Source organism: Pseudomonas reactans, assembly GCF_013387025.1.
Classification (GTDB): Bacteria; Pseudomonadota; Gammaproteobacteria; order Pseudomonadales; family Pseudomonadaceae; genus Aquipseudomonas; species Aquipseudomonas reactans.
Genome location: NZ_JACAQP010000012.1, coordinates 41,552 through 66,954, shown reverse-complemented (window position 1 = coordinate 66,954; position 25,403 = coordinate 41,552). Strand labels below are relative to the sequence as shown.

Here is a 25,403-nt window from a genome sequence, read left to right as displayed (position 1 = left end):
ATAATTTTTCGAAACTTAGCTGTGGTCATCGCACACGCTGAAGCGTCCATCGACGGAGTTTTCAAATGCAAGCGCAGGAAAAAATAAAAGTAAGTGAGCAGATTGCTGAAGCACTGGAAAATCTCGGCATTACCCATGTGTTCGGGATTATCGGTGCCGGTAACGTTCATCTCTTTGAAGCCATCAGCCGCCGTGGCTACACAGAAATTGTCTGTGTACACCACGAGCAGGCCGCTTGCATGGCCGTGCAAACCTATTACCGTACCAATGGCCGTCTTTCCGCAGCATTGCTGACGACTGGCGCCGGCTCCACCAACGGCGTCACCGGGGTCGTGTCTGCCTGGGCCGACTCAATTCCTTGCGTAGTGATTGCAGGAAATGAGCATTCTAAACACTGCTTCCCGGAAAACCCGCTGCGTATGTGGGGAGTGCAAGGCTATGACTCCTGCCAGATGGTGAGCCAAGTCTGCAAATATACTCAGCGCGTGACTCAGCCGGAACAAGCGGTCTACGAACTGGAAAAAGCCGTCCATGTCGCACTGGAAGGCCGCCCGGGCCCCACTTGGATCGAAATCCCGATGGACATCCAGTCCAGCCGTATTCCAGCCACCGAAATGGCACATTTCCAAGCGCCTCTGGCAGAGAGAACGATCAGCACTGAAGTAGCGGCTCAGATCGACAGTGTTGTGGCTGCTCTCCTCAATGCTGAACGACCACTTCTGTGGCTGGGCAATGGGATTCGCCTGGCAGGCGCAGAAAAACGTATTGCCCCCTTGCTGGAGAAGCTCGGCACTCCGAGCCTAGTATCGTGGGCGGGCATTGACATGATCGACTCCGATCACCCACTGGTGTTCGGGCGTGCCGGCGTCTATGGCCAGCGTGCCGCAAACTTCATCCTACAAAACAGTGATTACGTACTTGCCATCGGTACACGCTTGGCCATACCACAGGTAGGCTATGACTTGACCGAACTGGCACGTGAAGCACGGATCGACGTAGTTGATATCAGTCATGACGAAGCCATCAAGAACGCCTCGCGTACCCAAGAAGCCATCATTCTTGATGCGGCCATCTTTATAGAAGCACTGAGTACTCGCCTGGAGTCGCTGACCATCCCTTCAAAAGCGCAATGGCTGGCGCAATGTGAAGCCTATGAAAAACAATTCCCGTGGGTCGGTGAAGAGCATGCGGACAAGGGCGGTTTCATCAACTCCTATCGCTTTATGGAGCGCCTGAACGGCGTATTCAAGCCGAATCAGATCGTCGTTACCGACATGGGTACCGCCCTGTTATGCGGGCATCAGGTGCTGCGCCTTAAAGACGGCCAGCGCCTGATGACCTCCACCGGCCTGGGTGAGATGGGTTATGGCCTGCCTGCGGCACTGGGGGTATCGTTCGCCACGGATCGCGGAGAGGTCATGTGCCTCAACTGTGACGGCGGCATGATGATGAACTTACAAGAACTGCAAACCATCGTGCACCACCAATTGCCGATCAAGCTTTTCATCTTCAACAACGATGGCTACTTGATGATCAAACATACCCAGAACTCGTTGTTCAAAGGTTCTTACGTAGGGACTGATCGAACCTCTGGTGTTTCGTGCCCGGACTTCTCAAAACTGGCAACCGGCTTTGGCATTCCATCCTGCCAGATTCGTCATTGGGATGACGTGGACGCAGCCTTGGAAAAAGTGCAGGCTGCGACCGGACCGATTATCTGCGAGGTGTTCATGCACCCCGAGCAACTGTTCTCACCGAAGCTATCTGTGATTGTGAAAGAGGATGGTTCGCTGGTCTCTCCACCACTTGAAGACCTCTCGCCACTGATTCCGCGCGATCAACTGGAAAGTGCCATGCTTCAGGGGATGCATGAGAAATCCAAGGCATTGGACGCATAACCTGCCCATGAAAAGTAAACTGTGCACTTCCAAAGAGGTCGGACACTCTATTGCCGACACCTCAGAATGAAAAAAATCGCCATTTTAGGAGCGAGTAGTCAAATCGCCAAAGACTTCATTCTTTCTACCTGTGCAGCAAAAGAGTATGGGCTGATCCTGTATGTGCGTGACATTCCAAGGATGCGTACCTGGCTTTCCGAAAACGCGCTAGCAGCCCTTGACGTTTTCGCTTATGAAAGTTACGGCCAACAGGATCATGAAGTCGTGATGAACTTTATCGGTGTTGGAGACCCCTCCAAGGCTGCAGCCATGGGGGCGAGCATCCTGGACATAACGCTGGAATACGACCAGATGGTATTGCGGGAACTGAGCACACACCCAACCCGCAAGTACTTGTTTCTATCAAGTGGGGCAGCGTATGGCAGTGCATTTGACGCTCCCGCCGGCCAGGACTCGAGTGCAACGATCCCGATAAATGGCATCAGTGCGCAAGACTATTACTCGGTGGCCAAGCTGCACGCGGAAGTTCGTCACCGGGCCGCTGGGTCGATGCCCATTGTTGATATCCGGGTTTTTAACTACTTCAGTAAAACCCAAGATATTAATGCGCGTTTCTTTGTGACAGATATTGTTCGAGCCATTAGAGACGACGAAGTCCTGTGCACGTTGCCGGGAAACATGACTCGCGACTATCTCCACCCGCACGATTTCTATAGCCTCGTTCATTGCATTATTCAATCGCCGAGCAAAAACACGGCGATTGACTGCTACACGCGAAGCCCGGTAAGCAAGTATGACCTGCTTAATGAAATATCAGAAAAGCTAGGACTTCGATACACCTTCATCGATGCTCCATCGGTTTCAGTGAGCGCGACGGGCACAAAAACCCATTATTACTCAACTTATTATGCAGCTGCTGAATTTGGCTATAAGCCAATGTACTCTTCTCTCGACACTGTTTTGAACGAATCAGCCGCGATTTTGGGAGTTCGATTGGATCAAGCAGCCAAACCAACTGGGCAGGCAGATGAAACGTACTAAAAAAATGCGAGCAGCCATTATTGGGTCTGGAAACATCGGATCTGACCTTTTAATAAAAATCATGCGCTCCGAGCACTTGGTATGCACCCTATTTTCCGGGCGAAACTTAGGCTCACTGGGCATGCAGCAGGCCAAAGCATTGGGAGTCAACGTCTCCGATAAAGGTATTGGCGCAATTTCTTCCGACCCCGATATATGCGACATCGTCTTTGATGCGACTTCCGCCCAAGCTCACGGGCATCACTGGGAAATCCTCAGAAAGCAGGGAAAGTTTGTTATTGATATGACACCTGCCAAACTGGGTGAATTTTGTATTCCAGCGCTAAATGCAAGATCCTGCATAGATATAGGTGCCAAAAACATCAATATGATTACCTGTGGTGGGCAGTCATCCATTCCTATTGCTAACGCCATTGCGGCTGTGCACGCCAACATAGAATATATTGAAGTAGTCTCCAGCATTGCGTCTCTCAGCGCGGGGCCGGCAACAAGAGCAAACCTCGACGAATATATTGAAACCACCGAGGATGCGCTGCTGCGCTTCTCCGGAGCGCAACGCGCCAAAGCCATACTGATCCTGAACCCGGCCAATCCCCCGATCGATATGCAGACCACCATCTACGCTAAGATCGCCAACCCTGACATTCCTGCGATCCGTCAGTCGGTAGAAGCAATGGTTGCCAAGCTGAAGGAGTATGTCCCGGGCTATGCGCTGATCGTACCGCCGACGGTTGAAGGAGATCGGGTGCTGACAACCATAAAAGTCGTGGGTAACGGCGATTATCTGCCTCAGTATGCCGGCAACCTGGACATCATCAACTGTGCGGCTATTGCAGTCGCGGAAATGATCGCGACCTCCGTACACGCCAAGGAAAACCTGCATGCCTAAGCATATTCTCATTACCGACCCCACATTGCGCGATGGCAACCACGCAGTGGGGCACAAATTGGGAGCAGAAGCGTTCGTCGCTTATTGCAAGGCAGCGGAGGCGGCGAATGTACCGATTATCGAGGTCGGCCACGGCAATGGTCTCGGCGGTTCCTCGATGCTTGTTGGGGAAAGTCACCTCAGCGACCAGGAAATTCTTAGAGTTTCCCGCGAGCACCTGACCAACACTCGATTGGCTATCCACGTTATTCCGGGCTTTTGCACCATCAAGAAAGACCTGAGTAAGGCGGTCGAGCTGGGTGTCGACGTATTCAGGATCGCAGCTCACTGCACCGAAGCCGATGTCACCCAACGTCACATTGGCTATGTTCGAGAGTCGGGAAAGGAGGCCTGGGGCATCCTGATGATGACGCACATGGCCAGCCCGGAAGTCCTGCTAGAAGAAGCAAGAAAAATGGAGTCCTATGGGGCTCAGGCCATTGTAATCATGGACTCTGCAGGTGCCCAACTGGTCGATGATGTCAAAGCCCGCATCAACACCCTGGTGAATGGTTTGTCCATCCCCGTCGGCTTCCACGGCCACAATAACCTTGGAATGGCTGTGATCAACTCCATAACCGCAGTCAATGAAGGTGCGACCATTCTGGACGGCACCATACGCGGGTTTGGCGCTGGCGCCGGGAATACCCAGCTAGAAGTGCTAGTCGGCGTTCTGCACAAATTGGGATACAGCACCGGGATTGATCTTTTTAGAATCCTGGACGCGGCCACTATGGCTGAAAAACAGTTGGGGTTTAATGCGCCCTCTGCCTCCCCGGTATCCATCGTGAGTGGCCTTGCAGGCGTCTTTTCGGGTTTCGCAAAGCCCGTCGCCAGAGCCGCTGCCGAATTCGGCGTAGACCCCAGAGACATCTTTTTCAGGCTGGGTGAACGTAAGGCAGTCGCAGGCCAAGAAAGCCTTATTATCGAGGTCGCCAAAGAGCTGGCAGCGAAGTAATGGTCTGGGCAAACTTTCGGGGCGATACTTATATTCAAGCAAGGATGATGAATAAAGGTCCCCCAAGATAACACCCAGCCCCTCTCTAAAAAGTTAAAACCAAAGTGTGCTACCTGCCGTGAAAAATATGCTGCTCAAAACGCTAATGAGCTACGACGTACGGCATTCCGCCATCAATCAGCTCTGGCGGCTGTTCTCCGGACCGCTGCTTTTGCTGTTAGTCCCTATTTATCTTTCGGCGGAAGCCCAAGGCTATTGGTATACATTTATCAGCCTGGCAGCCTTGGCCGTCTTTGCTGACATGGGGTTTTCTTCCATACTACTGCTGTTCTCATCTCACGAATTCGCACACCTCACATTCAACCCGGATAAAACACTCGCCGGGGACACCAAGCATTTGGTCCGTCTAGCAACTCTGGGGAGATTTGCGCTGAAGTGGTCTGTCACAATGGCGGTTGTGGTTTTTCCGCTGGTGTTGATAACGGGGTATTTTTTTCTAAATAGCAAAGGCTCCGCAATCAATTGGCAGCTGCCGTGGCTCATCTATGGTGTTGCCTCAATACTGGTTTTCTTGAACAGCATGTTGCTGTCATTTATCGAAGGCTGCGACAGTGTTGGGGACGTACAAAAAATCCGCTTCTATATCAGCCTCAGTACCGTGGCCGTAACGGCGCTCCTGCTGATTTGTGGAGACCAGCTTTACGCCCTGGCGATAGCTTTGCTATCAGGGGCCCTGACCGGGTTGTTCCTGATCGGCTATCGCTATAAAAAGATGCTCCAGCAGCTCTATCGTGTAGGCAAAGACAATCACCACTCATGGGCACCGGAAATAATGCCACTGATGTGGCGGTTCGCGGTCAGTTGGATAAGTGGCTACTTCATCCTGTCTATTTTCACTCCCGTGGCGTTCCACTTTTACGGGGCAGTAGAGGCGGGACAGGTTGGCCTGTCGATGGCTATATGCATGGCCCTCTTCAGCATCGCGAACATCTGGGTTTCGATCAGCACACCCAAAATGAATATGTACGTCGCGCAGCAGGATTATCCGGCGCTGAACAGTACATTCAAACGGGCTCTCCTGCTTGCCACGCTAACGTACATGCTTGGTCTGGCAACCCTGTTTGCAGGTGTGGAGTTGCTCAAGGACTACCTGCCCATTGCCAATCGACTGCTTTCCCCTGCTTCGCTGGCGCTGGTCGGGTTCGGCTGGTTAATCCAGTTATGGATCAATTCCATGGCCGTGTACATGCGCGCCCATAAACGAGAGCCCCTCGTCGTAGCGTCCGTGGTGCAGGGCCTCTACGTGGCAGCAACGACGTTGACTATCGCCATCAACCTTCCTTTTGAGTACTTGTTTCTTGGCTTTTTCACTGCACTTTGCTTGGTGATGCCTTGGGTGTTCTGGATATTTAAAAACTTCAAGAGATCGTACCTATGAAGCCCCTCTGCAATCCGACATTATCGATTGTAATTCCCTCCTATAACCGGGCTGACTTTCTTGATCGATCACTTTCCGTGCACGTCCCGATGGCTCAGCGCCATAATATTCAGATCTTCATTTCAGACAACGCATCGACCGACAACACACAAGACGTTATTGCTAAATGGCAAAAACAATACGGTCTGATTCATAGTAGTAAAAACCCGTCGACCGTGGGCCCTGATATTAATTTCGAAAGAGCCTTGAAAGCGGCGGATACGCAATACGTGTGGCTTCTGGGTGACACATCACAGATACCGGAAAACGGTATAACGTCCATACTGAAACTCGCCAAATCGCCCCAGATTTACAGTGCGATAATCGTCAATCTTGTCGACAAAATTTCCCTCGACAGCAAAACTTATGACTGCGCGGATCTGTTATTGACAGAGCTTGGCGGACTGATGAGCTGCATGAGTTGCCTGATTTACAACAAGACCTTGATCGACAGCGCCGATTTCAGCCGTTACCACGACTCCTTTTTTATGCAAACAGGCGTAATCCTGGAACATGCTGCACGCGATAACGTTCTGATCCGGTGGGAGCAAGGAGTGTCCATCAATTCTCTGGAAAGCCCACTTTTGCAAAAAAAGGGTTGGGCGTTCACCCCGAAAATTTTCGAAATCGGCGTGCAAAGCTGGGTAAACTTTATTTTCTCACTGCCGCCACGATATTCACTCAAGAGCAAACTTTCGGCCTGCCATAGTTTTGGAAAAATTTCAGGCGCCTTTTCAATAAAGGGCATGATTTCACAGCGTGTTCGCGGACTGCTCACTTACTCAGTGTACAAGCAGTTCAAACACGCGATTCGGTTATCCATCGATTACCCCTTGATGGTCGTAGTGATTATTTCCCTTACACCACGCCCTTTACTTAAAATCGCAACCGACCTCTACCTTCGACTCAAGCGCAATCGCGCGCCTGAACCTGAACACTGATCAGATTCCCACCCAGCAGCGATTCGTCACTGTCCAAACTCGAGTAAATACGGTGTCATATTTCCTGAAGAAGCTCAAACAACACCATCTGTTCATCTTCCCAATGCTGATGGGCAGGGTACTATTGACGTGGCGCGCATTTATTCACCTCAGAATTTTTCCGATCACCGGGCGACGCGCCTACCTTGGCCGCGCACCCAAGGTATTTGGTTTGGAACACATCACGCTGGGCAATAATTTCAGGGTAGGTGAAGGGCTCTGGCTACACGCGATCTCTCAATACCTTACGTTCATGTACCGGCCGCAGATCGACATTGGTGAGAACTTCTCCGCCAGTGACCATTTGCATATAGCGTGCTGCAACAGAATAACGATCGGTCGCAATGTCTTGATGGGCAGCAAGATTCACATTACCGACCATTCCCACGGCGCCTACTCGGGGGAAGACCAATCCAGCCCCTACGAAACACCTTTTGAAAGAAAGCTGGCCAGCAGCGGCCCCGTGACCATTGGCGATAACGTATGGATCGGGGACAATGTCGTCGTGCTGCCAAACACCTCTATCGGCAATGGGTCGATCATCGGCGCGAACAGCGTTGTCGCCAAAGATATCCCCAGTAATGTCATTGCTGTGGGCTGCCCCGCCAGGGTCGTGAAAGTCTGGAGCGACAAAGAGAGCAAATGGTTAAATGTTTAAGCGTGGCCCCAGAACAGGCGGTTCCACACATCAAAGGTATGGCATGACACGTAAGATTGCAGTAGGTATCGTTGTCTATCACGCAGGCGCGGAGTTGTTGCGCAGGCTCGAATTGACTTCCTCGAATGGATTTGAAGTCTACGTATTCGACAACTCACCTGACGTTACCAACGTGCGAGAACTCGCTGAACCCAACCCACGCATCCACTATTTTACCTGTGGCAAAAACCTGGGGCTGGGCATCGGCATTTCAACCGTGTGTGCCAATGCCTATCAACACGGTCATTCAGCGCTTCTGTTTTTTGATCAGGACACAGGGTTCAGCAGCGAAACATTGTCTTATATAGAAAGCAATTTTGCCGACAACATCGACGCCTACAACGCGTTCAGTGCAATCGCCTTCAAAGCCGGTGGAAGTGCCCGAGTACGGGATGTGCCGTTACTGATCAACAGTGGCAGTCTTTACTTCCTGGACAAACTCAAAGCCCTTGACTGGATGGACTGCAGCTACTTCGTTGACAGTGTGGATTATAAATTCTGCCTCGATTCGTTAAACAAGAACTATCGCATTGGTGTCTGCGGTGCCACACCGGGTTTCGATCATGTCACGGAGCAGGCCGACAGTCGCTATCGCATCGCGGGCCGCACTTATTCAATGCGGGCCTATTCAGGATCCAGAATAAAAGACACCGTTTCGTCGAATCTCAAACTTATTTTTTCTGCGCTCAAGAGCCGCCAGGTTGGCTTCGCGCTCAGAATAACAAGATCACTGACCCTCTATTGCGCCTCTCAGATCCTCGTCAGGGTAATCAATACATTAGGAATTTTTAAACGTGACTGATGAAAAAGGCATGTCCGGCGGGCGCTCAGCCATTTTTACCGTGTGCAATCTGGCTTACTTATCCAAGGCGCTGGTACTGGCCGAGTCATTGGTTAAATTCGATCAGCCGAAACTGAAGATCTATATTTTTGATCGCAAGGTCGAGATGGACCTGCCGACCGACCTGGCAGAGTTCTATTGGGTTGAAGAGATCGGACTGACTGACGTCCGGCATTACGCCTTCAAATATGACATCGTCGAGTTCAGTACCAGCCTTAAGCCCTGGATCACCTTAAAGCTTCTTGAGCAGCACGAAAAGGTGGTGTTCCTGGACCCGGATACCTGCGTATTCAGCCGCCTCGATGGTTTATGGGGCGAGCTAGACACGCGCGACATCATTCTAACGCCTCACTACGTCACGCCTCATGTTGAAGGTGATATCGGGATGCTGCGCTTTGGCTCCTTCAACCTGGGCTTCTACGCAGTTTCCAATACCTCGGAAGGCATACGGTTTCTCCAGTGGTGGAATGAGCGCTGCCTGGAACACTGCTATTTCGAAACGCAATTCGGACTTTCGACTGATCAGAAATGGGTCAGTATTGCTCCCTGCTTCTTCCCGACCCTGCACGTATCGTTCAATCTTGGCTACAACGTAGCTTTTTGGAATAGCCATGAGCGAACCCTCTCGCCTGACGGCCAGGGTGGCTATACGGTAAACGGGGAGTGCCCGCTGGTTTTCTTCCATTTCAGTTCGTTTGATGAGAAGAACCCGGCACTGTTGAGCAAGCGTGCATTTGCGGGAAGAGAGAAAAAACGTGAGGACCTTCAGGAAGTCAGCTTCTATTACAAAGAACGACTCTCCAACTTTTCATCTTTCCCTTCCAGCGCAGCCTATGCATTTGATTACATGAGCGATGGAAAATACATATCGCCTACGCTGAGAAGGGCCTACGCCAGCGTGCTGGATGAACTACCCGTTGGCCATGACCCTTTCGACGCCGCCGGCCCCGTCTATACTTTTGCCAGGAAGAACTACTTGTTCGAGGCGGGGGGTCAATACAAACCGGCAGGGTTTGGTGATGCGCAAACTCACTCTGGAAAGCTCCAGATCATCAACTCATTGCTAAAGGGGATTCTTTACGTTGTAGGCCCTAACCGGTTCATGAACATATCGAGACTGTTCGTCTACCTCTCGAGTTTCAGGCTAAACAAAAAGCTCTGGAAGCTCTAATACAAGCCTCTCTATTGCGAGCTCTGATGAACCTGCAAACAGGTCCATCAGAGCGGTAATGCGCTGATCAGACTTCGCGGTGTCGCTGGATATGCACCCAGTCAACGATCTCACCTTCTGGGTTGTAGCCACTGACGGTGTCTTTCAAAAGCTGCCTGACGAGCGAGAAGTCCCCCTCTTCAACAGCTGCCAACAAGCCTTGCAATCGCCCCTTGAGCAGCTCCCAGTCCAAAAGCTCCTCATTGGCGCGCATGATCATCGGATGATTTGTGGCAGCGACGTTGTCGCCAATCAGCAACTCTTCATACAGCTTTTCACCGGGACGCAGCCCACTGAAATTGATCAGGATATCTCCGTGCGGGTTTTTCTCGGAGCGGATACTCAGGCCTGATAAGTGAATCATCTTTTCGGCAAGCTCTACAATTTTCACCGGCTCGCCCATATCGAGCACGAAGACATCCCCCCCCCTGCCCCATCGAACCCGCCTGGATAACCAACTGCGCAGCCTCAGGTATCGTCATGAAATAGCGAGTTATCTTCGGATGGGTCACCGTCAGCGGCCCACCCGCCTGGATTTGCTTATGGAACAACGGAATAACCGAACCTGACGAGCCCAGCACGTTACCAAAACGAACCATGGTAAAACGGGTTTTGTTGACCCGTGAAATGTTTGACGCATCGCCAAACAATCTCGGCGCCAACTCCTTGCTCAAGGCTTGCAACACAAGCTCCGCCAGCCGCTTGGTGCTACCCATCACATTGGTTGGCCGCACGGCCTTGTCGGTAGAAATAAGCACGAAGTTCTCGACACCAGCCTGCAGTGCAGCCTGAGCGGTATTAAGAGTGCCAATCACGTTATTAAGAATACCTTCGGCAATATTGTGCTCCACCATGGGTACATGCTTGTAGGCTGCTGCATGGTAGACCGTATCGACTGACCAGGTATTCATAACCTCCAACAGTTTGCCTTGATGCCGTACCGAACCGAGGATCGGCAGCAGCGTTACATTCAATGATTCTGATTGAACACGCTGCTCAAGTTCGGACAGGATGCAGTAAAGGTTGTACTCACTGTGGTCGAACAGCAATAGGCTGGTGGGCTCCAACGTGAGGATCTGGCGGCAAAGTTCCGATCCAATCGAACCGCCAGCACCGGAAACCAACACTACACGGTGCTTGATGCATCGCTCCAGCAACTCAGGCTGCGCGGGTACGGGATCTCTACCCAGCAGGTCGGCAATGTCTACCTCCTGGATATCATCGACTTTGACTCGACCACTGGCCAGGTCCATGAACCCGGGAACACTGCGCACATGCAACGGGTATCCTTCCAGATAACCCAGTATTTCTCTGCGGCGAGATCGTGTGGATGACGGAATTGCCAGCAGCAGCTCTTCAGCACCGGTCTCATCGATCATCTGCTGGATACGCTTGGGCTTGTAGACCTGCAGCCCTGATATGATGCGATCCGAGATGCCGCTGTCGTCATCGATAAACGCCACCGGACGCATTACCCGGCCCATGCGCAAGGCCGCAACCAATTGGTTACCCGCCGCCCCGGCCCCGTAGATAGCCACCTTGATAAGGCCATCATCACGACTGGTGAAAGGCACATGCTGAGCGGCGGTAAACCAGTCGCCCTGAAAATATTGGCGCATTGCCAAGCGCAAGCCGCCAATGATGACCATGCTCAGCCACCAATAATTGAATACGATTGAACGTGGCACCACGGTCTGATGATTGCTGTACAAGTACACCACCAGAGCCAGTAACAACGCGGAGAGGCTAACGGCCTTGATGATTGCAATCAGCGCATCATTGCCGAAATAACGCATCACCGCCCGGTACATGCCAAAGTGGATAAAAAGCGGGATGGCAATAACCGGCGCGCTGAGAAACAACCACAAATGGACTACGAAGGGGTTGTTGAGGTCGTCAAACCCCAAGCGCACGACAAATGCCAACCACAACGCCGCCCATACCAGAACGATGTCGGTCGCCACTTGCAAGAAACGTTTTTGCCTGCGCGGCAAGCCCACCAATCGGGCACGTAAACTTTCCATAAACCCTTTATACCCCAGTCCCTAGTACTACCAGCAAAAAACGTCAGTCATGTGAGTGTGCAGCAGACCATTCAAGCCCCAGCGCCAATCAATTATCACGCTTTTTCAAGCTCACCCGCATGAAACCTGATAGCCAGCAACACCAGCGGAACATAAGCCACCAGCAGCCCCAGAACGCCGTCAAACCCCAGGCCGACAAAGAGCGCGATCGGCAACAACCACAACAAATTAATCGCCATCACCGTTAGCGTAACCGGCAAATGACGGCCTGCCAGGCGCGATGCATACTGATAGGCATGACTGCGATGCGCTTCATAGACCTTGTCCCCACGTAACAGGCGTCGCCCCAAAGTGAAGGTCGCATCAACAACGAATACACCCAGCAAAATCAACCAGACCCAAAGCATCTCGGGTGCCGCCCACGCCGCATGGAGCGACAGGATGCCGATCACCACCCCAAGGAAGCCACTCCCCGCATCGCCCATGAAAATGCGGGCAGGAGGGAAGTTCCAGTATAAAAACCCAAGCACCGCGACCGCCAACAGCATCGGTGCGAGCATGAGGTCTTCATGACCCGTCAGCCAATACACCAGGCACGCGCCTGCACAGGCGCAGACGGCCTCGATGCTGGCAATGCCGTCAATGCCGTCCATGAAGTTATACAAATTCAGCATCCAGACCAGATACAAGGCTGCCAGTACGTGACCCAGCCAGCCAAGGTCCAACTCAACGCCGACAAGACTGATAGTGGGTAGCCCACCCATCCAGAACAACGCCCAGATGGCTGCGCCAAAGTGGGACAATAGACGCCAGCGTGCGGCGATATGACCATGATCGTCCAGAAAGCCCACGACCGCGATCAACGCCCCAGCGCCCAACAACGGCAACGCGATACTCCAACTGACCCAACCAGCAAACGCCACCAGCACCAATGTCACCAGATACGTCAGCACGATTGCGACACCACCACCTCGTGGCGTCGGTACAGAGTGCGAACTGCGGCCATTGGGAATGTCCATCAAACTACGCGACAAGGCATAACGGCGTAGGACCCAAGTCAATAGAAGCGATGCTGAGAGCACCGCGGCAAACACTAACCAAATGGTCATGTAGGAAACAGTTCCTGAAACAGATGCGGGTAAAAGGGTCCAGCACTCATTGCTGGACGACACTGACTGGCACACCGCATCGCAGTGGCTGCGATGCCTTGAACGGTGTGGGTGAGCATGGATTTCCGATCATTTTTCGTTGCGCCTCAGGGTAGCCTTCCTGAAAAGCGACTCAAGACGGTCGAACAACGTCTCCTTGGCAAAATGCTCAAGGTAGTAATGTCTGCCCAACAGGCCCATGTTCTCGAGCTCGGACTTGGGCAACGCGCCCATGGTACGCACGATACTTGCCAGCCCCTGAGCATCGCCTGAAGCACAGACCATGCCTGCACCCGACCCGGTCACGACGTTGGCCGCTTCACCGTCAATCATGGCGATCACGGGTTTTCCCGATGCCAGGTAAGCCTGGACCTTACCCGGGATGGTTTTCTCGAAAACGTCATTCGTCCTTAACGAAACCAGTAAAGCGTCCGCCACAGCGAACAGCGCTGGCATTTTCTCCAAAGGATGCCGTCCGAGCAGCAGGACGTTGTCCATTCGGTTTTCTGCCACATGCTTGGCCAGCCATTGACTGGCCCGGCCGTCACCCACAATCACCCAGCGCACAGGCAGGTCCGCCTTGACCGCCTTGACTGCCGCCATGATCGCTGGAAAATCCTGCGCGTCACCAATGTTGCCGGCAAAGAGGATCGTAAACACCGTATCGTCGCGCTGCAGCAGCTCAGAAGGCGCTTGCACCTCCCCCGAAAAATCATCCTCGGCCCAGCTGGGGAAATACACCAACCGATCTGCGCCCATCGCACGCGTGCAGTATTGCTTGACGTTCTCATCGAACGAACGTGACTGCAACAGCAAGTAATCGGTACGGTTGTAGATCCAGGACACCACCTTGCCAACCAGTCTAAGCAGCCGAGGGCTTTCGATAACCCCCACCGCCCTGAGACTTTCCGGCCACAGGTCCAGTACCCAGATGAACACCGGGGCCTTTTTCAAGCGACCCAGCACCAGGGCTGGGATTGCCCCCATGATTGGCGACACACCATATACAAAGATCGAATCGAACGACTGACCGCGCAGTTTGTAACTGCCAACGATAGAGGCGCTACTGAAAAACGAGAGGTAATTCATGGCCAGCGTGAAGTTGCCCTTGCCTCGCGCCAGCATCGGCACTCGGATGACGCGAGCCCCCCGATAACTGGAGAACTGCGTGGGATCACGCCGAAAATCAGCAAAGACCTGCCCTTCCGGATAATTGGGCAAGCCGGTGAGCACTGTCACCTCATGGCCTTTGGCGACAAAGCCTTCGACCATGTTGTTGATGCGCATGTTTTCGGGCCAGAAGTACTGGGTCACCACCAATATCTTGAGTGGCTTTTCCTGGGAGAGCCTGTCCAATCAATATTGCTTCCATACGGTGCGCATGACGTAGTCACGGTAGCTATGGATAATCCGCACGACCTTTTCAGCGACATTGGGCATGCTGTAATCGGCGACAAGCCGTAGCGTCCGTTCCTGCCCCGATGCCTGACTTTCCAGAAGCTGCAAGCCTTGCATGGCACGCTCGACCTCCAGGCCGACCATCATGACAGCCGCCTCCTCCATCCCTTCCGGCCGCTCATGGGCTTCTCGCAGATTCAGCGCGGGGAAATTGAGAATCGATGACTCTTCGTTGATGGTGCCGCTGTCCGACAACACCGTTTTGGCTGTCAGTTGCAACTTGTTGTAATCCTTGAACCCCAGCGGCTTGAGCAATTGCACATTCTTGTGGAACTTCACACCCATGGCATCGACGCGCTTTTGCGTACGAGGGTGAGTGGTCACGATCACCGGCAAGTCGTAATGGGCAGCGACGGTGTTCAACACTTCGACCAACTTGAGGAAGTTCTTGTCGGAATCGATATTCTCTTCGCGATGCGCACTCACGACGAAAAACTTGCCGGCCTCCAGGCCGAGCCGCTCCAGTACATCCGAGGCTTCGATGCCATCGCGGTAGTAATTGAGCACTTCAAACATAGGACTGCCCGTCTTGATCACCCTGTCCGGCGGCAGCCCTTCGCTCAACAGGTAATCACGTGCAATGCTGCTGTAGGTCAGGTTGATGTCAGCGGTGTGATCAACGATGCGGCGATTGATTTCTTCAGGCACGCGCATGTCAAAACAGCGATTGCCGGCTTCCATGTGAAATGTCGGGATCCTGCGGCGCTTGGCCGGAATCACAGCCATGCAGCTGTTGGTGTCACCGAGGATCAGGAGGGCTTCGGGCTTCACTTCCTCCAGCACCTGGTCCACCGCAATGATCACGTTGCCGATCGTTTGCGCACCACTTGCGCCGGCAGCGTTGAGAAAATGGTCAGGCTTGCGAATGCCAAGATCCTGGAAAAAAATCTCGTTCAATTCGTAATCGTAGTTCTGCCCGGTATGCACCAGAATGTGTTCACAGTGTTCGTCAAGCTTGGCCATCACCCGCGACAGGCGAATGATTTCAGGGCGCGTCCCCACAACGGTGACAACTTTCATTTTTTTCATTTCAACACTCTTCCAGAATCATTGGCATCGGAGCCGTCCGCCCCATGCATTGCCTGATGCGCCCATGCTCAGGCTTGAGTACCCACCGGCATTGCAAAGGTGTCCGGGCGCTCACGATCAAAGATCTCATTGGCCCAGAGCATGACGATCATCTCTTCCTCCCCGACATTGGTAATGTCGTGAGTCCAGCCAGGCACCGTTTCCACTATCCGCGGTTGCTCACCCTCAGTAAGCAGCTCATAAAACTCCCCAGATACTATATGGCGAAAGCGAAAGCAGGCCTTGCCTTTGATTACCAGGAATTTCTCGGTCTTGGAGTGGTGATAATGACCGCCCCGTGTCACGCCAGGGTGGGCGGTAAAATAGGAAAACTGCCCACTGTCCCGGGTCTTCAGCATTTCAACAAAAACACCACGAGGATCACCGTACTTCGGAACGTCGTAGGTAAATTGCTCGACCGGCAGGTAACTGACGTAGGTGGAGTAAAGTGCTCGCACCAGGCCCGTGCCAACGGTCTCGCTGATCAGCGTGTCGCGACTGTCGCGAAACGCATGCAGCTGATCAGCCAACTCCCCCACAGAAATGCTGTAAACCGGGGCCACCTGAGCAACTGAATCATGAGGCGAGCCCGAGTCCATTATCCGGGTGAAACAATCGACCACATCGTCGATGTAAACCAGGCTGACCATCGCGTGCCGATCATTGACCTGGATCGGCAGGCCTCGGGTGATGTTGTGGCAGAAAGTCGCCACGGCCGAGTTGTAATCAGGCCGTGCCCACTTTCCAAACACGTTGGGCAGGCGCAGAACATGAACCCTGGAACCGTGGCTCGCCTGTAGATCGTGCAATGCATGTTCAGCAGCCCGCTTGCTGATACCGTAGGGATTATCAAGATCTGCCTGGATCGAGGAGGTGTAAACCACGGGAGTGGGCTTGCCACTCATCTTGATTGCGTCGCACAGAGCCAGGGTCAAGTCAGTGTTGCCAACCTTGAACTCCTCGGACGATTGCGGACGATTGACCCCCGCAAGGTGGAAGACAAAATCAACCTCGGCAACCAGCGCGGGCAATTGTGCGATGTTGTTATCACGGGTAAAGGCAACCACGTCGATATCACTGCGCTCACTTAAATGCGCTATCAGGTTCTTACCGACGAACCCGTTGGCGCCGGTGATCAGTACCTTCATCACTCACTCCTCCGGCGTAGCGAGTTCGCCACGCTGGATTGCCTTCATGAACTCGAGTTTGAGCAGCAGCCGTTGCATGCCGGCCACATCCAACCGCTCAGTGTTATGAGAGTTGTAGTCTTCCGTGCGAGAGATTTTTTCTTCGCCCTGCTCTACAAATTTTGAGTAGTTCAAGTCACGTAGGTCGGGCGGAATGCGGTAGTAATCGCCCCTGTCTTCAGCGCAAGCCATTTCTTCACGGCTCAGCAGCGCTTCAAACAGCTTTTCGCCATGACGAGTACCGATGACCTGGATAGGATGCTCAGGCTTACCGACCATTGCGGTCAAAGCCTTGGCCAGGGTTTCAACCGTCGCCGCTGGTGCCTTCTGAACAAACAGATCACCATTGCAGCCATGCTCGAAAGCATACAACACCAAGTCCACGGCGTCCGACAGCGTCATCATGAAGCGCGTCATGCTCGGATCAGTCAACGTCAATGCCTGACCTGCACGAATCTGTTCGATGAACAGAGGAATCACAGAACCTCGTGAAGCCATGACGTTACCGTAGCGAGTACCGCAGATAACCGTCTTGGCATCATCCACGTTACGGGATTTGGCAACCATGACTTTTTCCATCATTGCCTTGGAGATACCCATGGCATTGATCGGGTAGACAGCCTTGTCGGTGCTTAGGCAAACCACTCGCTTGACCGAATTCTGGATAGCGGCTTCCAGGACATTCTCAGTGCCAATAACGTTGGTCTTGACCGCCTCCATGGGATGAAACTCGCAGGAAGGCACCTGCTTCAGAGCAGCAGCGTGAAAAATGTAATCCACGCCGCGCGTGGCATTGAGAACGCTCTGGTAGTCGCGCACATCACCTATGTAAAACTTCAGCTTGGTGTCGGCATAACGCTTGCGCATGTCATCCTGCTTCTTCTCGTCGCGACTGAAGATGCGGATTTCTGCGATACCACTGTCGAGGAAACGCTTGAGGACGGCGTTGCCGAATGAACCGGTGCCACCGGTGATTAGAAGCGTTTTTCCGCTGAACATAGTAAGTCCTAAAGCAACGCGCACATCACGACAAGCTTCTAGTCGACCACTCACCTCAATGCCTGCAGACCAACAAAGCCAACCTGCCGCCCCGGAATGCTCAACGGTGAAGAGGTTCAAGGAAAACGTCGAAGCTCGTTAGCAAACAGCCCGAAAAATAAGCTTGGTGTGGTGCAGTTAAAGATGAAGGGCATGGAAATTGTTGGCTATTTTAAGGCCTGCATCCTTAAAGTCAAAAGCGAACACGGATGCGTGAGGACATGCCCAAACGGCAATGAGAGGATGTGCACAAGACTGGACACCCTAGGGAGATTAACGCTGACTGGTTATTGATGTGACATGACGGAAGATTTCATACAGATAAACGCTTAACGACTTCGTCAGAGCGGTAAAAAGCCCCACCTTAAAATAGGAGGACTAGCTCGCCCTTATGTCAGGCTTCGCTTGCCGAGAGGATAAAATGCCGCATGGTTCAAGCATAAGACTACGGCAACCCCCAAGCACATATCGATCAGGCCTTCTGACGTATTCTCTTACGGCCAAGCACCATACCTAGTGCAGGCCCAACAATCATTCCCACGAGTAACGCCAGTAAGGTGAAAACTGAAACAGGTAACTCAACCGTGGACCAGCCGAAAAACGACAGTGTCGCACCTTGCTGATTCTCGAGCACAAAAAAAACGACAACGAGCGCGAAGAACAAAACAGATACAATCGATGCAAAGCGCGCAAGTCTAGACATAACATTCTCCTGAAGTCGATCAGACGCCTTCTTCCTCGTCTTCGTTCACACGATCACGCAATTCCTTACCCGGCTTGAAGTGAGGTACGAACTTGCCGTCAAGACTGACGGACTGGCCGGTTTTCGGATTACGGCCCACACGCGGCGCGCGATAGTGAAGGGAAAAGCTCCCAAACCCACGGATCTCAATGCGATCCCCGGTCGCCAGGCATTGGGACATTTGCTCAAGCATGGTCTTGATAGCCAACTCGACATCCTTGGATGAGAGCAGCCCTTGATGGGTGACAATTCGTTCGATCAACTCCGACTTCGTCATATTTTTCCCTTCTTTTTCAAGCAGCTAGGAAAAGCGCTCCGAAGGTTTTAGCATGACTTGATGAATTTGAACAGCCCATGCATAAACTTATCTGCTAGTTGAATAAACCCTCGTATCGAAGGTGCTATTCGTTCAATTGCAGATCACCAGCATCGTCCGCGTCACTGCACCGGCGGGGTTCCAGCCAAAGAGAGAGTCACCCTCTTCATCCTGGGCATCACTGGACCTGGTGATGACCTTGTAGCCTTGCATTTTGCACTCCCGAGTGGCGCGCTTCTCGCACTTCTGCCAGTTGTTGCCAAGCCCTGAGCAGTCGATCTCGATGCCACTGACGCCGCGCTTGGCATGGGTCTTGGCGCTGGTGGTGGAGCAGCCTGCAAGCATTACCAATGCAAGTATTACGATAAGCCTGTTCATTTAAATCCTTACTGAAGCTACAACACGGGAACCGCTTTTTTCTTAAGACTATAGCCAGTTCTGACACTGAGCTGAACGCCTTGGTTCTAGGTTGTTGATTCAACGAATTTCAGGCACAAAAAAGGGCGACCGAAGTCGCCCTTTTTCTACAGCTTTACAGAACTTAGTTCTGCTTAGCCATTGCTTCGCGCAGCAGGGAGGCCATAGTGGTCTCGCCTTGTGCAGCTTCCGGAGCAGATTTCAGGCTCTGGATAGCTTCTTTCTCTTCAACTTCGTCTTTCGACTTGATGGAGAGTTGGATTACGCGGCTCTTGCGATCAACGCTGATGATCTTGGCTTCTACTTCCTGGCCTTCTTTCAGAACGTTGCGCGCATCTTCAACGCGGTCACGGCTGATTTCGGAGGCTTTCAGAGTCGCTTCGATATCGTCGGCCAGAACGATGATGGCGCCTTTGGCGTCAACTTCTTTCACAGTGCCTTTAACGATTGCGCCTTTGTCGTTCTCTTGAACGTACTCGGAGAACGGATCGCTTTCCAGTTGCTTGATACCCAGGGAGATACGCTCGCGCTCTGGGTCAACCGACAGGATAACGGTGTCCAGCTCGTCGCCCTTCTTGAAACGACGAACAGCTTCTTCGCCCACTTCGTTCCAGGAGATGTCGGACAGGTGAACCAGGCCGTCGATGCCGCCGTCCAGACCAATGAAGATACCGAAATCGGTGATCGACTTGATGGTGCCGGAGATTTTATCGCCCTTGTTGAACTGGCCAGAGAAATCTTCCCATGGGTTAGATTTGCACTGCTTGATGCCCAGGGAGATACGACGACGCTCTTCGTCGATGTCCAGAACCATAACTTCCACTTCGTCGCCGACTTGTACGACTTTCGAAGGGTGGATGTTTTTGTTGGTCCAGTCCATTTCGGAAACGTGTACCAGGCCTTCAACGCCTTCTTCCAGCTCAGCGAAGCAGCCGTAGTCGGTCAGGTTGGTAACACGCGCGGTTACGCGAGTGCTTTCTGGGTAACGGGCTTTGATAGCAACCCATGGATCTTCACCCAGTTGCTTCAGGCCCAGGGAAACACGGTTGCGCTCGCGATCGTATTTCAGAACCTTGACATCGATCTCGTCGCCAACGTTGACGATTTCGGAAGGATGCTTGATACGCTTCCAAGCCATGTCGGTAATGTGCAGCAGGCCATCCACGCCACCCAGGTCGACGAATGCGCCGTAGTCGGTGAGGTTTTTGACGATACCTTTGACTTGTTGGCCTTCCTGCAGGGATTCCAGCAGAGCTTCACGCTCGGCGGAGTTCTCTGCTTCCAGGACGCTGCGACGGGAAACGACAACGTTGTTGCGCTTCTGGTCGAGTTTGATGACCTTGAATTCGAGTTCTTTGCCTTCCAGGTGCGTGGTGTCGCGCACAGGACGAACGTCGACCAAAGAACCTGGCAGGAACGCACGGATGCCGTTAACGTCGACAGTGAAGCCGCCTTTAACCTTACCGTTGATAACGCCCTTGACCACTTCTTCAGCTGCGAAGGCTGCTTCGAGAACAATCCAGCATTCAGCGCGCTTGGCTTTTTCACGGGACAGCTTGGTTTCACCGAAACCGTCTTCAACCGAGTCCAGAGCAACGTGAACTTCGTCACCGACATTGATAGTCAGGTCGCCAGCATCGTTGTAGAACTGTTCCAGCGGGATCAGAGCTTCAGACTTCAGACCAGCGTGAACGGTTACCCAGCGAGCTTGGTAATCGATATCAACGATAACACCGGTGATGATGGAGCCTGCCTGAAGGTTCAGGGTTTTTAGGCTTTCTTCAAAGAGTTCCGCAAAGCTTTCGCTCATTTTAATTCCTGTTGATAAGGGCGAAGAATACGCCCATCTCCACACCCCAGACGGTGTGGGTCAGTTTCAGTTAAAAGAAGCCACCGCAGGACTATGACTGGTCCCCTGCGGCCTTCTTGATCACCCGGCGATATCGCGAATGGCGATTTCACTCAAGATGCGTTCCAGCACCTGCTCGATGGACAACTCCGTGGAATCCAGCTGTATGGCATCAGCCGCCGGCTTGAGCGGGGCTACTGCGCGCTGGGTATCACGCTCATCGCGTGCACGGATCTCATCTAGCAGACTCGACAGACTAACACCATCGACTTTGCCCTTCAACTGCAAGTAGCGGCGGCGAGCCCGCTCCTCGGCGCTGGCGGTCAGGAAAATCTTCAAGGGCGCTTCGGGAAACACCACGGTTCCCATATCACGGCCATCGGCCACCAGGCCCGGCGGCTCTTGAAAAGCCCGCTGGCGCTGAAGCAGCGCATCACGTACGGCCGGCAGCGCGGCAACCTGGGACGCCCAGGAGCCGACTTGTTCGTTGCGCAGGTCGTCCGTCACATCATCCCCTTCAAGGATGATGCGCTGGGGATGACCTTCCGTCGCACCGACAAACTGCACATCAAGGTGCGCCGCCAGCAGCTTCAGGGATTCTTCGTTGGTCAGGTCGACGCCATGATTGCGTGCGGCGAATGCCAGCAGGCGGTACAGCGCGCCGGAATCCAGCAGGCACCAGCCCAGGCGCTTGGCCAGGATGCCGGCGATCGTGCCTTTGCCCGAGCCGCTTGGCCCGTCGATGGTAATCACCGGTGCTTTGATATTCACAATTGAGCCTCTTGGGCAACACGGATGCCGACGTGGGCACACAGTGTAAGAAAGTTCGGAAAAGACGTAGCAACATTGGCGCAGTCACGGATACGAATCGGCGCCGCCGCCCGTAGGGAAGCCACGCTGAAGGCCATGGCAATCCGGTGATCGCCATGGGCATGCACTTCACCACCGCCCATCAGGCCACCCTCAATGATAATCCCATCAGGGGTCGGTTCACACTTAACGCCCAGCGCCAACAGACCGTCGGCCATCACCTGGATACGGTCGGACTCTTTCACACGTAGCTCTGAAGCACCACGCAACACCGTTCGTCCCTCGGCACAGGCCGCGGCGACGAACAACACTGGAAACTCATCGATCGCCAACGGCACCAACGCTTCAGGAATCTCGATACCCTTCAGCGGTGCTGCTCGTACGCGCAGATCCGCGACAGGCTCTCCACCCACCTCACGCTGGTTCTCCAGGGTGATATCCGCACCCATCAGCCGCAGGATATCGATCACGCCGGTACGCGTCGGATTGACACCCACATGCTCCAGCAGCAATTCAGAACCCTCGGCAATCGAGGCCGCCACCAGGAAAAACGCCGAAGAAGAAATATCCCCCGGCACTTCTATATGAGCAGCCGTCAGCGCATGACCGGACTCCACCGACGCCGTCGCACCCTCCACCGCCACCGGATAACCAAAGCCGCGCAACATGCGCTCGGTGTGGTCACGGGTCGGCGCAGGCTCGGTCACCGCGGTTTTGCCTTCAGCGTACAACCCGGCCAGCAATAGGCAGGATTTGACCTGGGCACTGGCCATCGGCATCACGTAAGCCAGGCCTTTCAACGACTGGCCACCCCGAATGGTCAGCGGCGGACGCCCTTCCGGCCCGGTCTCGATCACTGCCCCCATTTCCCGCAGCGGCTTAGCCACACGACTCATCGGGCGCTTGGACAGGGACGCGTCACCGGTCAGCACACTGTCGAAGCTCTGCGCCGCTAGCAAACCGGACAGCAGGCGCATGGAAGTCCCGGAATTACCGAGATAAATCGGTCCCGGCGCCGGCTTCAGGCCATTCAGCCCGACACCATGAATGGTTACGCGCCCATGGTGCGGGCCTTCAATCACCACACCCATGTCGCGAAATGCCTGCAAGGTCGCCAGGGCGTCTTCGCCTTCAAGGAAACCTTCGACCTCAGTCACACCCTCAGCCAACGAACCCAGCATGATCGACCGATGGGAGATCGACTTGTCGCCCGGTACCCGAATACTTCCGCTCAAGCGGCCACCCGGTTCGGCGAGGAAGGTCAACTCATCAGCGTTCACAGCGGTTTCCATGTAGGCCCGGCGCGCCAGGATCTTGCTGAAATGCTCACGCGCCACCCGCGCACGGGTAAACACGCCCAATAATTGATGGCCATCTCCGGCATCAACCGCGTCGCGCAAGGCGTCGAGGTCGCTGCGGAAGGTGTCCAGGGTGCGCAACACCGCTTCGCGATTGGCGAGGAAGATATCGTGCCACATCACCGGGTCGCTGCCGGCAATCCGCGTGAAATCACGGAAGCCACCGGCGGCGTAACGGAAAATCTCGAGGTTTTCGTTGCGCTTGGCCAGGGAGTCCACCAGGCCGAATGCGAGTAAATGCGGCAGATGGCTGGTTGCGGCCAGCACTTCGTCATGACGCTCGACCTGCATATGCTCGACATCCGCGCCCAACTCACGCCACAAACGATCCACCACCGCCAGTGCAGCCGGATCGGTTTGCTCCAGTGGCGTCAGGATGACTTTATGGCGACGGAACAACTGCGCATTGGACGCCTCCACCCCGCTCTGCTCGGAGCCGGCAATCGGATGCCCCGGCACAAAACGCGCCGGCATACCACCAAAGGCCCGTTGCGCCGCGCGCACCACATTGCCTTTGGCGCTACCGACATCCGTCAGGATCGCCTGGCCCAGGTCCATGCCCGCCAGCACGGCAAGCAACTTCTCCATGGCCAGGATCGGCACGGCCAACTGGATCACGTCAGCGCCCTGGCACGCGAGCGCCAGGTCCGCCTCACAACGATCGACCACGCCCAACTCAACCGCCAACTTGCGCGATTGCGGGTCCAGGTCCACACCGACGACTTCGCCACACAGCCCGCTTTCACGCAGGCCTTTAGCAAAGGAGCCGCCGATCAATCCCAGACCGACCACCACCAGGCGACCGATCATAGGCACAGCAGGTTGCAATGCAGTGACATCAACCACGGGCCAGAACCTTGGCCAGCGCCTCCAGGAAGCGGGCGTTTTCTGCCGGCAGACCGATGGTAATACGCAGGTGGTTCGGCATGCCGTAGTTGGCGGTCGGACGCACGATCACGCCTTCGCGCAACAAGCCCTGGAACACCGGCGCAGCCACTTGGCCGAGATCAACACAAATGAAGTTGCCCTTGGACGGAATCCAGCCCAGCCCCAGCTCACGGAAGCCTTCCTGCAGTTGCAGCATGCCGCTTTCGTTGATGCGACGGCCTTCTTCCAGGTACTCGGCATCCTTCACCGCAGCACAGGCTGCCGCCAGGGCGAGGCTGTTGACGTTGAACGGCTGGCGCACACGGTTCAGCACATCGGCAACTACAGCAGTGGACAGGCCATAGCCGACCCGCAGCGACGCCAGGCCATAAGCCTTGGAGAACGTGCGCGAAACCAGCAGGTTCGGGTAGGCCGCCAGGAAATCCAGGCCGTTCGGCATATCACTGCCTTCGGCATATTCGATGTAGGCCTCGTCCAGCACGACCAGCACGTGTTCCGGCACGTCTTGCAGGAAGTCGTTCAACGCCTGTGCGTCGAACCAGGTGCCGGTCGGGTTGTTCGGGTTGGCGATAAACACCACACGGGTCTGGGCGTCGATGGCCGCCAGCATGGCTGGCAGGTCATGACCCCAATCCTTCGCAGGAACGACCCGCGCATCAGCGCCGACCGCCTGGGTCACGATCGGATAGACCGCAAACGCGTGCTCACTGAACACCGCGTTCAAGCCCGGCGCCAAGTATGCACGGCCAACCAGCTCAAGAATGTCGTTGGAGCCGTTGCCCAGGGTGACCTGGTTCAGCTCGACCCGGCATTTTTCCGCCAGCAGTGACTTGAGGGCAAAACCGTTGCCATCGGGGTAGCGGGTCAGTTCAGCCAGTTCTTCACGAATCGCCGCCAACACTTTTGGGCTCGGACCCAGCGGGTTTTCGTTACTGGCCAGCTTGACGATGTTCGCCGGATCCAGGTTCAACTCACGCGCCAACTCGTCCACAGGCTTGCCCGGAACGTAAGGCGACAGTTGTTGCACGCCCGGCTGAGCCAGGGCGAGGAAGTTGCCACTCATGTTAAAG

Annotated in this window: 21 protein-coding genes and 1 pseudogene; 9 read left to right on the top strand and 13 right to left on the bottom strand. The window is 54.2% G+C overall.

Annotation, left to right across the window (positions count from 1 at the left end; genetic code table 11):
• The first annotated feature begins 65 nt into the window (after positions 1–65).
• The 9 genes from HX793_RS14990 (at position 66) to HX793_RS14950 (ending at position 9,991) form a co-directional block, all read left to right on the top strand.
• Positions 66–1,898 carry a thiamine pyrophosphate-binding protein gene (locus HX793_RS14990; protein WP_177051244.1) on the top strand — a complete coding sequence of 611 codons (1,833 nt, stop codon included), beginning with the start codon at positions 66–68 and terminating at the stop codon, positions 1,896–1,898.
• Between the two features lie 66 nt (positions 1,899–1,964).
• The gene (locus tag HX793_RS14985) at positions 1,965–2,939 is read left to right on the top strand and encodes an NAD-dependent epimerase/dehydratase family protein (protein ID WP_177051243.1); all 975 of its coding nucleotides are present in this window, start codon (positions 1,965–1,967) and stop codon (positions 2,937–2,939) included.
• Positions 2,926–3,828, top strand: coding sequence for an acetaldehyde dehydrogenase (acetylating) (locus HX793_RS14980; RefSeq protein ID WP_177051242.1), 903 nt, complete (start codon positions 2,926–2,928; stop codon positions 3,826–3,828). Before HX793_RS14985 ends, HX793_RS14980 begins: the two co-directional genes overlap by 14 nt.
• On the top strand, positions 3,821–4,825 hold the full coding sequence (dmpG, locus tag HX793_RS14975; RefSeq protein ID WP_177051241.1) for a 4-hydroxy-2-oxovalerate aldolase: 1,005 nt from the start codon (positions 3,821–3,823) through the stop codon (positions 4,823–4,825). The genes HX793_RS14980 and dmpG overlap by 8 nt, the downstream gene beginning before the upstream one ends.
• Before the next feature lie 127 nt (positions 4,826–4,952).
• The gene (locus HX793_RS14970; RefSeq protein WP_177051404.1) at positions 4,953–6,263 is read left to right on the top strand and encodes an MATE family efflux transporter; all 1,311 of its coding nucleotides are present in this window, start codon (positions 4,953–4,955) and stop codon (positions 6,261–6,263) included.
• Positions 6,260–7,243, top strand: a complete 984-nt coding sequence (locus HX793_RS14965) for a glycosyltransferase family 2 protein (protein ID WP_177051240.1) — start codon at positions 6,260–6,262, stop codon at positions 7,241–7,243. The genes HX793_RS14970 and HX793_RS14965 overlap by 4 nt, the downstream gene beginning before the upstream one ends.
• A gap of 52 nt (positions 7,244–7,295) precedes the next feature.
• Positions 7,296–7,940, top strand: coding sequence for a DapH/DapD/GlmU-related protein (locus HX793_RS14960; RefSeq protein ID WP_177051238.1), 645 nt, complete (start codon positions 7,296–7,298; stop codon positions 7,938–7,940).
• 43 nt (positions 7,941–7,983) lie between these two features.
• A complete protein-coding gene (locus HX793_RS14955) occupies positions 7,984–8,781 on the top strand; it encodes a glycosyltransferase (RefSeq protein ID WP_016975333.1) in 798 nt (265 codons plus the stop codon).
• Positions 8,774–9,991 (top strand): glycosyltransferase family protein, encoded by a 1,218-nt coding sequence (locus HX793_RS14950; RefSeq protein ID WP_177051236.1) that lies wholly within the window; start codon positions 8,774–8,776, stop codon positions 9,989–9,991. Before HX793_RS14955 ends, HX793_RS14950 begins: the two co-directional genes overlap by 8 nt.
• A gap of 67 nt (positions 9,992–10,058) precedes the next feature.
• Here HX793_RS14950 and HX793_RS14945 read toward each other — a convergent pair.
• The 13 genes and pseudogenes from HX793_RS14945 to hisC all read right to left on the bottom strand — a co-directional run bounded on the left by HX793_RS14945 (position 10,059) and on the right by hisC (position 25,396).
• Positions 10,059–12,054, bottom strand: a pseudogene (locus tag HX793_RS14945) (polysaccharide biosynthesis protein).
• A gap of 95 nt (positions 12,055–12,149) precedes the next feature.
• The gene (locus HX793_RS14940) at positions 12,150–13,163 is read right to left on the bottom strand and encodes an MraY family glycosyltransferase (protein ID WP_177095916.1); all 1,014 of its coding nucleotides are present in this window, start codon (positions 13,161–13,163) and stop codon (positions 12,150–12,152) included.
• 129 nt (positions 13,164–13,292) lie between these two features.
• Positions 13,293–14,558, bottom strand: coding sequence for a glycosyltransferase family 4 protein (locus HX793_RS14935; protein WP_016975328.1), 1,266 nt, complete (start codon positions 14,556–14,558; stop codon positions 13,293–13,295).
• A complete protein-coding gene (gene wecB, locus HX793_RS14930) occupies positions 14,559–15,689 on the bottom strand; it encodes a non-hydrolyzing UDP-N-acetylglucosamine 2-epimerase (RefSeq protein ID WP_016975327.1) in 1,131 nt (376 codons plus the stop codon).
• A gap of 68 nt (positions 15,690–15,757) precedes the next feature.
• Positions 15,758–16,876, bottom strand: a complete 1,119-nt coding sequence (gene wbjC, locus HX793_RS14925) for a UDP-2-acetamido-2,6-beta-L-arabino-hexul-4-ose reductase (RefSeq protein WP_016975326.1) — start codon at positions 16,874–16,876, stop codon at positions 15,758–15,760.
• Between the two features lie 3 nt (positions 16,877–16,879).
• Complete coding sequence (locus HX793_RS14920; protein ID WP_016975325.1) at positions 16,880–17,914, bottom strand: polysaccharide biosynthesis protein; 1,035 nt, start codon at positions 17,912–17,914, stop codon at positions 16,880–16,882.
• Between the two features lie 511 nt (positions 17,915–18,425).
• Positions 18,426–18,656: a lipopolysaccharide assembly protein LapA domain-containing protein gene (locus HX793_RS14915; protein WP_016975324.1), complete on the bottom strand. Its 231-nt coding sequence runs from the start codon at positions 18,654–18,656 to the stop codon at positions 18,426–18,428.
• 19 nt (positions 18,657–18,675) lie between these two features.
• A complete protein-coding gene (gene ihfB / locus HX793_RS14910) occupies positions 18,676–18,972 on the bottom strand; it encodes an integration host factor subunit beta (protein ID WP_003218804.1) in 297 nt (98 codons plus the stop codon).
• A gap of 132 nt (positions 18,973–19,104) precedes the next feature.
• On the bottom strand, positions 19,105–19,389 hold the full coding sequence (locus HX793_RS14905) for a hypothetical protein (RefSeq protein ID WP_016975323.1): 285 nt from the start codon (positions 19,387–19,389) through the stop codon (positions 19,105–19,107).
• A 163-nt stretch (positions 19,390–19,552) separates the two neighbouring features.
• Positions 19,553–21,238: a 30S ribosomal protein S1 gene (gene rpsA, locus HX793_RS14900; RefSeq protein ID WP_016975322.1), complete on the bottom strand. Its 1,686-nt coding sequence runs from the start codon at positions 21,236–21,238 to the stop codon at positions 19,553–19,555.
• Positions 21,239–21,358: 120 nt separating this feature from the next.
• The gene (gene cmk / locus HX793_RS14895; protein ID WP_003172653.1) at positions 21,359–22,048 is read right to left on the bottom strand and encodes a (d)CMP kinase; all 690 of its coding nucleotides are present in this window, start codon (positions 22,046–22,048) and stop codon (positions 21,359–21,361) included.
• Entirely contained in the window at positions 22,045–24,255 is a 2,211-nt protein-coding gene (locus tag HX793_RS14890; protein WP_256354660.1) for a bifunctional prephenate dehydrogenase/3-phosphoshikimate 1-carboxyvinyltransferase, read from the bottom strand. The genes cmk and HX793_RS14890 overlap by 4 nt, the downstream gene beginning before the upstream one ends.
• Before the next feature lie 28 nt (positions 24,256–24,283).
• Positions 24,284–25,396 (bottom strand): histidinol-phosphate transaminase, encoded by a 1,113-nt coding sequence (gene hisC / locus HX793_RS14885; RefSeq protein ID WP_016975320.1) that lies wholly within the window; start codon positions 25,394–25,396, stop codon positions 24,284–24,286.
• Between the last annotated feature and the right edge of the window lie 7 nt (positions 25,397–25,403).

Excerpts from the sequence above, each read along its gene's own strand:
- wecB (WP_016975327.1), bottom strand. The coding sequence starts at position 15,689 with ATGAAAAAAATGAAAGTTGTCACCGTTGTGGGGACGCGCCCTGAAATC.
- HX793_RS14985 (WP_177051243.1), top strand. The coding sequence starts at position 1,965 with ATGAAAAAAATCGCCATTTTAGGAGCGAGTAGTCAAATCGCCAAAGAC.
- HX793_RS14915 (WP_016975324.1), bottom strand. The coding sequence starts at position 18,656 with ATGTCTAGACTTGCGCGCTTTGCATCGATTGTATCTGTTTTGTTCTTC.
- HX793_RS14890 (WP_256354660.1), bottom strand. The coding sequence starts at position 24,255 with ATGATCGGTCGCCTGGTGGTGGTCGGTCTGGGATTGATCGGCGGCTCC.
- HX793_RS14920 (WP_016975325.1), bottom strand. The coding sequence starts at position 17,914 with ATGTTCAGCGGAAAAACGCTTCTAATCACCGGTGGCACCGGTTCATTC.
- HX793_RS14905 (WP_016975323.1), bottom strand. The coding sequence starts at position 19,389 with ATGAACAGGCTTATCGTAATACTTGCATTGGTAATGCTTGCAGGCTGC.
- HX793_RS14990 (WP_177051244.1), top strand. The coding sequence starts at position 66 with ATGCAAGCGCAGGAAAAAATAAAAGTAAGTGAGCAGATTGCTGAAGCA.
- ihfB (WP_003218804.1), bottom strand. The coding sequence starts at position 18,972 with ATGACGAAGTCGGAGTTGATCGAACGAATTGTCACCCATCAAGGGCTG.
- dmpG (WP_177051241.1), top strand. The coding sequence starts at position 3,821 with ATGCCTAAGCATATTCTCATTACCGACCCCACATTGCGCGATGGCAAC.
- HX793_RS14970 (WP_177051404.1), top strand. The coding sequence starts at position 4,953 with ATGCTGCTCAAAACGCTAATGAGCTACGACGTACGGCATTCCGCCATC.
- HX793_RS14940 (WP_177095916.1), bottom strand. The coding sequence starts at position 13,163 with ATGACCATTTGGTTAGTGTTTGCCGCGGTGCTCTCAGCATCGCTTCTA.
- rpsA (WP_016975322.1), bottom strand. The coding sequence starts at position 21,238 with ATGAGCGAAAGCTTTGCGGAACTCTTTGAAGAAAGCCTAAAAACCCTG.
- wbjC (WP_016975326.1), bottom strand. The coding sequence starts at position 16,876 with ATGAAGGTACTGATCACCGGCGCCAACGGGTTCGTCGGTAAGAACCTG.
- HX793_RS14980 (WP_177051242.1), top strand. The coding sequence starts at position 2,926 with ATGAAACGTACTAAAAAAATGCGAGCAGCCATTATTGGGTCTGGAAAC.
- HX793_RS14955 (WP_016975333.1), top strand. The coding sequence starts at position 7,984 with ATGACACGTAAGATTGCAGTAGGTATCGTTGTCTATCACGCAGGCGCG.
- hisC (WP_016975320.1), bottom strand. The coding sequence starts at position 25,396 with ATGAGTGGCAACTTCCTCGCCCTGGCTCAGCCGGGCGTGCAACAACTG.
- HX793_RS14965 (WP_177051240.1), top strand. The coding sequence starts at position 6,260 with ATGAAGCCCCTCTGCAATCCGACATTATCGATTGTAATTCCCTCCTAT.